Raw genomic sequence first — 11,078 nt, 5'->3', positions numbered from 1 at the left:
TAGATACTCCATAGATACTCCATAGATACTCCATAGATACTCCATAGATACTCCATAGATACTCCATAGATACTCCATAGATAGTGTATGGATAATATATATAGGGAAGCAATTATTTATTAAAGCATAAAAAAAAAGCGCCCTATAAAGTTTAAAGTTGTCGATTTGAGCGCAGTCTAAAAAAATAATAGGTAGACTATATTTTGATTGCGCTCAATAGGACAATTAGCTTATAATTATGCGATTCAGATACTATTTATTTTAAGAATTGGCTAATGCTTTTAAAGTTTTAATAGTCGCTGTTGGGTTCTCACTTTTAAAAACATGACTTCCAGCAACAAAGGCATCAGCTCCGGCTTCAACTAATTTTTGGATATTTTTATCAGTGACACCTCCATCTATTTCAATGCGTGTATCTAGACCTTGCTCGTTTATCATTTTTCGCAGGTTTTTTACACGTTTGTAGGTGATATCTTCAAATTTCTGTCCTCCAAAACCTGGGTTTATAGACATCAATAATATCATGTAACATTCAGGTAAAATGTCTTCTAAAACAGTCAGTGGAGTCGTGATATTAAGAACAATTCCAGCTTTGCAACCGGCATCCTTAATTTGTCTTAAAGTTCTATGCAAATGAACAGTAGATTCATAATGAACCGTAATAATATCAGCTCCTACCTTCGCGAATTCTTCAATGTAACGTTCCGGCTTTTCAATCATTAAGTGAACATCTAACGGTTTAGTCGCATGCTTTTTTATAGCAGCAATTACGGGCATTCCGTAAGATATGTTGGGTACAAAGTGGCCGTCCATAACATCAATATGAAACCAATCGGCATCACTATGGTTTACCATTTCAGTATCGCGTTGAAGATTGCCAAAATCGGCAGCTAGCATTGATGGAGCAATTATTTTTGAAGCCATTACGTGTGTTCTTTTAAGTTTGTGCAAAGGTACTTAAAATGTGAAGATTTTTTTGTGCTTTTGGTAAGGAAAGGGAAGTTGGAGAAAGAAGGGAGCGAGAATTACTATGAGAAGGTAATAGATCAGATGAGACAAGTGACAAGAAGTATGAGCGACGTAAGTATACTATGTTAATTATAATCTAAGATAAAAAATAGAGAATCAAACATGTATAACACTAGAATCCTTTCGCTTTGGGAAAACTAGGATAGACTAAAAAAGTGAACCCACGGTAATCAGCCGTGGGTTCTTTCATCAATCAAAAAACGAACAGTTATGTTTGTAACTGTTGTTACCTTCTTTAGGTTGGTCGTTAAAAATATGAATTACTAACCTAAATATGTTTTTAATATTTTACTTCTAGACGTATGTTTCAAACGTCTAATAGCTTTTTCTTTTATTTGTCTTACACGTTCACGTGTTAAATCGAAGGTTTCTCCGATTTCTTCGAGTGTCATTGGGTGTTGACTAGCTAAACCAAAATACAAACGGATCACATCAGCTTCACGAGGAGTTAATGTTTCTAAAGCACGTTCAATCTCAGTTCTTAAAGATTCGTGTAATAAATCTCTATCCGGATTTGGTGATTCTCCACTTCGTAATACATCATATAAGTTAGAATCTTCACCTTCTACTAAAGGAGCATCCATACTGACGTGACGACCAGAATTTTTCATAGACTCCTTAACATCGTTAATCGTCATGTCTAATTCTTTTGCAATCTCTTCTGCAGAAGGTGGTCGCTCATGACTTTGCTCTAAAAAGGCAAACGTCTTATTAATTTTATTAATAGAACCAATCTTATTTAATGGTAAACGTACAATACGAGATTGTTCAGCTAAAGCTTGAAGAATCGATTGACGAATCCACCATACAGCATAAGAAATAAATTTAAAACCACGTGTTTCATCAAAACGTTGTGCAGCTTTTATTAAACCTAAATTACCTTCGTTAATTAAATCTGGTAATGTTAAACCTTGGTTTTGGTATTGCTTAGCAACAGAAACAACAAAACGTAAGTTAGCTTTCGTTAACTTTTCTAAAGCAAGTTGATCTCCTGCTTTTATGCGTTGCGCTAATTCTACCTCTTCGTCTGCTGTAATTAGATCTACCTTACCAATTTCTTGTAAATATTTATCTAATGAAGCAGTTTCTCTATTGGTAACCTGCTTGGTAATTTTAAGCTGTCTCATTTATATTTATGATTTGTGCAATTTAACAACATCATGTTGCTTTTATTATACGTACAAAAGCAATAAAATGTTACACAATACTAATAAAAAAAATTAAATCTTTAAGAGTTTAACGGTGTCAAGATTTATGGCACCTATAGTTTCGTTGGTAAATTTATAATGACCTCTCATGGTTATTAACCGAAATCTATAAGATTTAATTTTACTTAATGTGTTTAAAAACAGCCATTTGGATTTTAGTAATCTAGGTTTTTCAGACTTTAAACTTAAATCAAATATATGTTTTCGTCCTTCTTTTTCTGCAACAATATCTGGAGTAACATCTATATTACTTCCTTTTTTATGATATGATTTAGGAGTTTCATAACCGTCTAAGTCGGCTTTAATATTAGAATAGCCTAAATTTTCAAGATAAGATATTGAATTACTTAATTCTACCGCGTATTTATTTTTGTCTTGTGTAATCATAACCTATAGTATAAGAAATATTTATGTAAAATCCTAATTATGAGCTATATATTATTAAATTCTAACCTGCCCATCTCCATAAACATAATATTTGTTAGTTACCAATTGGTTTAAACCTAAAGGACCTCGATGATGCAATTTATCTGTGCTAATGGCTAATTCTGCACCAACTCCCATTTGACCACCATCTGTGAATCTGGTTGACGCATTATGATATACAGCAGCACTATCTACATTATGCATAAAGTTCATAGCCTCAGTTTTATCTTCTGTTATAATTGAAGCAGAATGTTTTCCAGAGTATGTATTAATAGTCTTAATCGCTTCATCTAAGGATGATACTTGTCCGATAAGTAATTTTAATGCTAAAAATTCCTCATACCATATATCTTGATTTGCAATGGTTTCCTTTTGCGGTAAAATATCAGAAACTTTATGATCAACTAGAATCTCAACCTTATGTTGTTCCAATTTTTCTTGAAGCATTTTCAGTTTTATTTCATATTGCGGTAAATTCTTATTGATAAGTACTTTGTCTAAGGCATTGCAGCCCGAAATTTTATCTGTTTTTGCATTAATAATCACATTTACAGCTTTACTCCAATCCGCATGTTCTGATACATATAAAAAGTTATTTCCACGGCCACTGACTAAAACAGCACATGTGGCATGTGTTTTTACAAAATTGATTAGTCGCTCACCACCACGAGGCACAATTAAATCTAAAGGTTCGGTAGGGTTTTTAAGAAATTCTTGAGTTTCCTCTCGTTTTAAATGCAGAAGTTTAATCCAATCCTTAGATAATCCGTTGTCTTCTAAAGCTTCGTGCCAGCATTTTTCTAAAATAAGATTACTGTTTAAGGCTTCTTTACCTCCTTTTAATAAAATCTTATTATTGGCTTTAAAGGCTAAAACTGCAGCTTCTATAGTAACATCTGGTCGCGATTCATAAATGATCAATATCGTACCGAACGGAGCTGTCGTGTTAACGATGTTAAGCTTGTTTTTTAAAGTTTTATTGGTTATTTCTCTACCAACAGGATCTTCTTGAAGCATTACAGCTTCTACGGCAGCTATCATTTCATCTACCTTTTTATCATTCACAATGAGACGATCATATAAGGCTTGATCTTCTTTTTGAAAAGCATTTAGATCTTTTTTATTGGCTTCAATAATTGAATGCCTTTCGCGACCCAAAATCTTTATCATTGATTTTAGAACGTTGTTTTTTATGTCTGTTTGTAATAGTTTCATGTTTAAGTTTTTAATCGTTACTAACGGTTCGATACTTATTTTTTAAGTGAAGCTTTAAACCACTAATAGGCTTTAATATTTTATCTATTTATTTGGTAAATAGGATTAAGTCTTGGTTCTGATCTTATGGTTGGAACCTAAGCACTAATAAATTTTGTTCCTACTTGTTTATTGTTAATGATATCTACAATTACATTTTCTCTTTTACCGTTGGCGATATACGTTGGAATGTTTTTATTGGCTGTTACTTTTGCAATTTTTAATTTTGAAGCCATACCTCCACGTCCTTCACCTTCTTTTTTATCGGAATCTTGAACATATTTTTCTACATTCTGATCTGTTTTCACGGTATTCAAAATTTTTGAATCATCATCATCTGGATGCCCATTATATAGTCCGTCTGTATCTGAAAGAATAATCAATCGGTCAGCGTCAATAAGTTCAGCAACTAAACTAGCTAACTCGTCATTATCTGAAAACATTGACATTGTAAGTGATACAGCATCATCTTCATTGGCAATTGGAATGACGCCTTCAGATAGTAAACCTTCGTAACAATTTATCATGTTTTCACGGTGTTTACCGATATCAAAATCGCGCTTTGTAGCTAATACCTGTGCGCATCGCATTCCATAATCGTGAAAAAGACTGTAATAATGACGCATCATTCGTGGCTGACCTACAGAAGAATAGACTTGTCTTCTTATAGACTTGTCTTTAATGTTAGTTTCTCCCAATACTTCCATGCCTGCCATCGCAGAACCCGAGGATACAAGGATAACCATTATGTCTTCCTCATAAAGGACAGCGATTTGTCTTACCAATTCACGAAGCACTGGTCCTAAAATTCTATTATCTTTATTGGTTAATACGTTGGTCCCTACTTTTACGACCACACGTTTTATCTTTCTATTCATTTTTTAATTTTTCAAGCTTCAGATTTAATTTCTAAAGACTTTAATTTTGTTATTAAGATGTTAAGTTATTTTGAAATAGGTTTTTGCAAACCGAAGAAAAACTCAATTACAAAGTGACAATTCACTTGCACTTAATCTTCTTTACCCATTTCAACAGCACGATCAAAAGCTGCATAAGCCGCATCTTGAATTAACTGTTTTACATTATTATCATCCATAGAATCTATAGCAGCTTGGGTTGTGCCTCCTTTTGATGCAACTTTGTCTATCCATGATTTTGGAGATATATCATTTTGGTTGAAGAGTTCTATGGCTCCTTCAAACGTACTACTCACTAAAACTTTTGAATCGTAATCTGAAAATCCCATTTTTTGAGCTGCTTCTAGCATAGATTGCATAAAATAGAACACATAAGCTGGTCCACTTCCTGAAATCCCTGTAGAGGCATCAATAAAATTTTCAGTGTTAACGTGAATTGATGTTCCTGTGGTATCCAAAAGATTTCTTATCATTAGCAGTTCTACTCTTGAAACAGTATCAGATTCTGTATAAGAGGTTACACCTTTTCCAACTTGAGCTGGCAAATTGGGCATAGTTCTAATCACTTTTTTTGCTTCTAACTTTTGCTGAATAGTATCTATGGTGACACCAGCCATTAGAGATACAAAAATTTGATTATCGTTTAACATTGGTTTCATGTCTTCAAATAATCCATCACTGTGATAAGGTTTTACGGCTATAAATACGATATCTGCTTTTGGTAAGCAATCATCTAAATTATCGTAAACGATAAATCTAGAGTCTTTGCTTAGGCTTTCTATCTTTTTTGGATCGGTATCATAAATTTTTAATTTATACTTGCTGAGTAGTGGCGATTCTGCCATACCTTCAGCATAAGTTAAGCCCATGTTTCCGGCTCCAATTACTAATACTTTCATAATTTATTTTAGTTAATAAGTTAACTGTCAGTTGCCTTATTAACCGCAACTACTATGCGACAGTGCCAAAATGAAATTATGATTTAAAGAATTTGGATATTCTAAAGATTTTGTAATTATAGTTGAAGTATTGAAACTGTATTAGGGTATTAGGTTGGGATGTCATAATTTACTACAAAATACTTTTAGCGAATTATGACAGACTGTCGGTGACAAATTGGAAAATATAATAGAAAAAGCCTACAAAATTTAGAATTTCGTAGGCTTAGAATATTTTGCAAAACTAATTTTTATTTTGTCTCAACCAATTCACGTGTTAACCAACCTCTTCGGCTTGCTGTAGCAATGGCGTAAGGTGTAATCCAAAATAGCGCGAATGTAAATAAGATGCTATAAGAGTATGCCCAAAACCCTTGAGTGGTTTTGTATTGACTGGTAAAAAATATGACCGAAAAAGTTGAAATGACCAAAATACTAACTAAAGTAGAACCTAAAAATAATAATGGATGTACTAAAACGAAGAATAACATCGAAATTAGTAGAGGGTAACTCATTACTATTTTTAGGAACTGGCTAATAAATAAAATCCTTGTTCCAGACTTGCCTTTGGCTCTGAAATTTGTGAAGACGTATTTTGCCATTTCCAAATTCTCTCTCACGTTACTTCGTCCCCAACGAATAAACATTTTATATAATCCCATATATTGTTCGGGTACATTGGTAAAAGCTACCGCATTTTTTTGAAACAAGACATGCTTACCTTGTTTTAAAATCATGTTCGTCATGGCTCTATCTTCACCAATATCGGAAGGTTTGCCCATAAACGTTTGGTTAATCCATTCTGGTAAACAATTATGAACGGCAGTACTTCTATAAGCAGCTAGGGCGCCAGGTGTACACAATACAGAATTCAAATTACTTTCTGCAGAGCGCACAAATTCAAAACTCAACACAAAACTTACATCTAACATTTTAGGAAGCATTTCCTTTTTATTGTTTAGAACTCGAATGTTTCCTGCAACTGCACCACAATTTTCATCTTTAATAAAAGGACTAACTAAGTTTCTAAGGGTGTCTTCAGTTACAATAGAATCACTATCTACGGTGACATAAATATCGCCTGTACCTAAATTAAATCCACGATAAAGTGCATGACGTTTTCCTTGGTTTTCTGGTTGTTGATAAATTTCTAAACGATCACCAAGTATCTTTTTGGCATCAAGCATCCAATCCCAAGTATCGTCTTTACTACCGTCATCGATAGATATAATTTGTAATTTTTGTTTTGGGTAATTACTATTGTCTAAACTCACTAACGTGTCATAAACTTGTTTGCCTTCGTTATACGCAGGAACAATAACCGTAACTGTTGGTAATTCATTGTCCGAAACAGAGGCAATCGGCTTGTATTTAAAATAATTATAGGCTTTATAAATAAAGAATAATGCCTTAAAAACTATAAGTGTTGTAGCTATAATTATGAAGCTATAACCAATAGTCGTACTCATTTTGTCTGCGTTGAATTGTTCAAAATCACCATAAAAGACAGAAAGAAAATAGACGCCTAAAACAAGAAGTAAAAATGTACTAAATAGGACAATTTTATTGTTCGGATTTTCAGTTTTTGATTTACTATTAATAAATAAATTGAATTGGTTAGATAGTTTTTTAGATTTGCTCTTGGTGTTTGAAAATATAGTATTTGAGGGTGAGTTTTTTGAAGCCATATATCCTTTTTTTAGTGTGATTGATTAAAACAGATGTACGTGCTATATTACAATTTAGATTTTTTTTGAGTTTTATTTAACATTAAGGAAATTACTTCTAAGAGATAAAAATCACCATTTCGGGAAACTTTTAACGTTATTGGTTGAAGTTTGTAAAATGATGATTTTTAAATGTTTTTGTTGAAAAATGAAGCGCTATTAAGTAGATGTAATAGTGATGAATTGAATCCTTTATAGAAGTCTAAATATTATTTTTTTATTTGGTATTGATAGCCGTATTTAAAGAGTGAAGTTTTACTTTTTTTAATGCTGAGTCAAAATCACCTTTGAAATAATTTATACTATCTTGAGAAAAAACCTTTGAGCTAACTAGTAAGATTAGAAGCAAGAATATATTCTTCATAAATATGGTTTTGTACTAGTAACGAAAGTTTATAACTTAAATTATGCCTAACGTGTTTCTTTAATTTCAGTATGATATGCAATTTTTATAGCCATACAGCTTTTTGAATTAGGTAAAATGGCTCTAAAGTAGTGGAAATTATAATTTTTAAGATGCATTGTTATGAGATAGAGATATAAAAATAAGTATATCAAATTTTGATAGACCTTCAAAGATATTAAGATTTAAAAACTAAAACCTTAGGATAAATGTTTAAATTACAGGGGATTGTTAGAAATGGTTCTGCTTAATAAAGGATTTCTATTGTAATATTGAAGCTGTTAATAAACTGAAATTATGGTTAGTATTAAAAAGCAAACTAGAGTTATAAGTATTATATTGATGAGTTTAATTCTATGTCAAAGTTGCCGTGTGTATAAGAAAGAAAACGTAACACTTAAAGTGGCGACGGAAGAAGGTAAACGAGTAAAACTAACAACTAATGATGGAACGACATTAAAATTTAAGAAAATAGTTTTAGATGACAATCAATATTATGGTGTTAAAAAAACAAAAGGTAAAGAGGTGTTAGTGCCAATAAAGACAAATGACACTAAATTAGTAAGGCTTCATAATAAAACGATGTCTATTATATATGGAACAGGAATTGGATTGGTTGTTATAGGCGTTGTGACCATTATAATTGCGGCTATTTCTTACCGAGGTCCAGATATTCCAGTTGATATAGATTTTAATTAAAAACAAAAAGCCTATCAAATGTTGATAGGCTTTTTAATATGTTAAGATTTAATAAAGAAATTAATCTTCCTTTTTATCTTGTCTTGGCTTGCGATCATCACGTCTGTTATCACGTCCGCGATTATCTCTTCCTCTATTGTTATCACGTCCACCAGAACGGTTATCATCTCTTGGTGGTCTTGCTACATAACCTTCCGGTTTTGGCAAAATAGCTTTACGAGATACTTTCTCTTTACGTGTTCTAGAATCAATTCCGAAGTATTTTACATCAAAAACATCTCCCATATTTACAACGTCAGATACGTTTTCTGTACGCTCCCAAGCTAACTCAGATACATGCAATAACACTTCGTTTCCTGGTGCATCCATATACTCAACAACAGCACCAAAATCTAACATCTTGATTACTTTTACTTCGTATACGCTACCAACAGTTGGCTTAAATAAGATAGCATCAATTTTTGCCATAACAGCATTAATACCTGTTTTACCAACACCCATAATTTCAACAATACCTTCTTCAGTCACTGGATCTTCGTTAATAACGATAGTCGTCTCAGTTTCTTTTTGCATTTCTTGAATTACTTTTCCACCTGGTCCAATTAAAGCTCCAATGAATTCATTAGGAACACGTCTTGTTACCATTGTAGGTGCATGTTCTTTCACATCTACATTTGGCTTAGCAATAGTGTCAACCAATTTCTCTAAGATATGTAAACGACCAGCACGTGCTTGTTGTAAAGCATTTACTAAAATTTCGTAAGACAATCCTTTTACTTTAATATCCATCTGACAAGCGGTAATTCCGTCTGCAGTACCAGTCACTTTAAAGTCCATATCACCTAAGTGATCTTCATCACCTAAGATATCAGATAATACAGCGTATTTTCCAGATTCAGCATCAGAAATTAATCCCATTGCAATACCAGAAACAGGTTTCTTCATTTGCACACCAGCATCCATAAGTGCCATTGTACCAGAACAAACTGTTGCCATAGACGATGAACCATTAGATTCTAATACTTCAGAAACAACACGAACTGTATAAGGACAATCTGCAGGAATCATTCCTTTTAATGCACGTTGCGCTAAGTTACCATGACCAACTTCTCTACGAGAGGTTCCACGGATTGGTCTAGCTTCACCGGTACAAAAAGGTGGGAAGTTATAATGTAAATAGAAACGCTCTTCACCTTCTTGAGATGGCATATCTATTTGGTTAGCATCTCTAGATGTCCCTAAAGTTACAGTAGCTAAGGCTTGAGTTTCACCACGTGTAAAGATTGAAGAACCATGTGTAGATGGTAAATAATCTACCTCACACCAAATTGGTCTAATTTCGTCAGTCTTACGACCATCTAAACGTAGACCTTCATCTAAGGTTAAATCTCTAATTGCAGCTTTTTCAGCCTTACGGTAATAGTCAGAAACTAAACCTCCGTAATCTGCTAATTCTTCTTCAGAAAAAGTAGCTTTGATATCTTCTTTTATTTGTTTAAAAGCAGCACTTCTTTCATGCTTAGAAGATCCAGCTTTTGCAATAGCATACACTTTATCGTAAGCCATGTCACGTACTTTCTTCTCTAAGTCTTTATCTTCTCTTTCTGGTTGATATTCACGAGTCGCTTTTTTGCCAAATGCTTCTGCTAATCTAATTTGAGCAGCACATTGTACTTTAATAGCTTCGTGAGCAAACTTAATTGCTTCAGCCATTTCTTCTTCAGAAATCTCATCCATTTCACCTTCTACCATCATTACAGAATCTGCAGAAGCACCAATCATCATATCGATGTCAGACTCTTCTAACTGTGCAAGTGTTGGGTTGATAATGAATTCTCCATTGACGCGACCAACTCTAGCTTCAGAGATAGCACATTCAAAAGGGAAATCTGATAATTGAATAGCTGCCGAAGCGGCTAAACCTGCCATAGCATCTGGCATAACTTCAGGATCGTGAGACATTAACTGAATCATCACCTGAGTTTCAGAATGGTAATCTTTTGGGAATAATGGACGTAAAACGCGGTCTACTAAACGCATTGTTAATACTTCACCATCACTAGGTCTTGCTTCTCTCTTAAAGAAACCACCTGGATAACGACCAGCGGCAGCAAATTTTTCTCTGTAATCAACAGTAAGTGGAAGGAAGTCCACATCTTTCTGTTCGTAATTGGAAACAACTGTACATAATAACATACATTTTCCAGATTGCACAACAACGCTACCATGCGCTTGTTTTGCTAATTTTCCGGTTTCGATAGAAATTTCTCTACCATCACCAAGGTCTATGACCTCTCTAAAAACTTTTGGAATCATAAATTTTTTAATTCTAAATTAAACAATGGTCGTTGTGTTGTTGTGTAGTTGTTGTTTGTGACCAATGAAAAACCGCGAACCCTAAAATCGTTTTAGGATTTTTCTGCTATTTTTTTACGATTGTTTTACTCTTACGTTTGAGTTATATATAAACAAAAAGC

Annotated in this window: 9 protein-coding genes; 1 reads left to right on the top strand and 8 read right to left on the bottom strand. The window is 33.4% G+C overall.

All coding sequences use genetic code 11. The features are described from left to right. Positions 1-261: 261 nt before the first annotated feature. From rpe to HM992_RS19740, 7 genes are all read right to left on the bottom strand, one after another. Positions 262-924, bottom strand: coding sequence for a ribulose-phosphate 3-epimerase (gene rpe, locus HM992_RS19770; protein WP_179321289.1), 663 nt, complete (start codon positions 922-924; stop codon positions 262-264). Between the two features lie 368 nt (positions 925-1,292). Further along, a complete protein-coding gene (locus HM992_RS19765; RefSeq protein ID WP_092466645.1) occupies positions 1,293-2,156 on the bottom strand; it encodes a sigma-70 family RNA polymerase sigma factor in 864 nt (287 codons plus the stop codon). Positions 2,157-2,249: 93 nt separating this feature from the next. Then, a complete protein-coding gene (locus HM992_RS19760) occupies positions 2,250-2,624 on the bottom strand; it encodes a hypothetical protein (protein ID WP_179321288.1) in 375 nt (124 codons plus the stop codon). 54 nt (positions 2,625-2,678) lie between these two features. After that, complete coding sequence (locus HM992_RS19755) at positions 2,679-3,878, bottom strand: glutamate-5-semialdehyde dehydrogenase (RefSeq protein WP_179321287.1); 1,200 nt, start codon at positions 3,876-3,878, stop codon at positions 2,679-2,681. A 137-nt stretch (positions 3,879-4,015) separates the two neighbouring features. Continuing rightward, a complete protein-coding gene (proB, locus tag HM992_RS19750; RefSeq protein ID WP_178983495.1) occupies positions 4,016-4,795 on the bottom strand; it encodes a glutamate 5-kinase in 780 nt (259 codons plus the stop codon). Positions 4,796-4,926: 131 nt separating this feature from the next. Beyond that, entirely contained in the window at positions 4,927-5,733 is an 807-nt protein-coding gene (proC, locus tag HM992_RS19745; protein WP_178983496.1) for a pyrroline-5-carboxylate reductase, read from the bottom strand. A 290-nt stretch (positions 5,734-6,023) separates the two neighbouring features. Continuing rightward, a complete protein-coding gene (locus HM992_RS19740) occupies positions 6,024-7,460 on the bottom strand; it encodes a glycosyltransferase (RefSeq protein WP_178983497.1) in 1,437 nt (478 codons plus the stop codon). Between the two features lie 739 nt (positions 7,461-8,199). On the opposite strand from HM992_RS19740, the gene HM992_RS19735 reads away from it, so the two are divergent. Then, positions 8,200-8,601 carry a hypothetical protein gene (locus HM992_RS19735; protein ID WP_178983498.1) on the top strand — a complete coding sequence of 134 codons (402 nt, stop codon included), beginning with the start codon at positions 8,200-8,202 and terminating at the stop codon, positions 8,599-8,601. 60 nt (positions 8,602-8,661) lie between these two features. Here HM992_RS19735 and HM992_RS19730 read toward each other — a convergent pair whose 3' ends face one another. Next, entirely contained in the window at positions 8,662-10,917 is a 2,256-nt protein-coding gene (locus tag HM992_RS19730; RefSeq protein WP_178983499.1) for a polyribonucleotide nucleotidyltransferase, read from the bottom strand. Positions 10,918-11,078 lie beyond the last annotated feature (161 nt).

Origin of the sequence: Winogradskyella helgolandensis, from assembly GCF_013404085.1 — a bacterium.
Classification (GTDB): domain Bacteria; phylum Bacteroidota; class Bacteroidia; order Flavobacteriales; family Flavobacteriaceae; genus Winogradskyella; species Winogradskyella helgolandensis.
This window is presented reverse-complemented; position numbering and strand designations above follow the sequence as displayed.

What these genes read in the sequence shown, in the direction of transcription:
- rpe (WP_179321289.1), bottom strand. Translation starts at nt 924, where the DNA reads ATGGCTTCAAAAATAATTGCTCCATCAATGCTAGCTGCCGATTTTGGC.
- HM992_RS19730 (WP_178983499.1), bottom strand. Translation starts at nt 10,917, where the DNA reads ATGATTCCAAAAGTTTTTAGAGAGGTCATAGACCTTGGTGATGGTAGA.
- HM992_RS19740 (WP_178983497.1), bottom strand. Translation starts at nt 7,460, where the DNA reads ATGGCTTCAAAAAACTCACCCTCAAATACTATATTTTCAAACACCAAG.
- HM992_RS19760 (WP_179321288.1), bottom strand. Translation starts at nt 2,624, where the DNA reads ATGATTACACAAGACAAAAATAAATACGCGGTAGAATTAAGTAATTCA.
- HM992_RS19755 (WP_179321287.1), bottom strand. Translation starts at nt 3,878, where the DNA reads ATGAAACTATTACAAACAGACATAAAAAACAACGTTCTAAAATCAATG.
- proC (WP_178983496.1), bottom strand. Translation starts at nt 5,733, where the DNA reads ATGAAAGTATTAGTAATTGGAGCCGGAAACATGGGCTTAACTTATGCT.
- HM992_RS19735 (WP_178983498.1), top strand. Translation starts at nt 8,200, where the DNA reads ATGGTTAGTATTAAAAAGCAAACTAGAGTTATAAGTATTATATTGATG.
- proB (WP_178983495.1), bottom strand. Translation starts at nt 4,795, where the DNA reads ATGAATAGAAAGATAAAACGTGTGGTCGTAAAAGTAGGGACCAACGTA.
- HM992_RS19765 (WP_092466645.1), bottom strand. Translation starts at nt 2,156, where the DNA reads ATGAGACAGCTTAAAATTACCAAGCAGGTTACCAATAGAGAAACTGCT.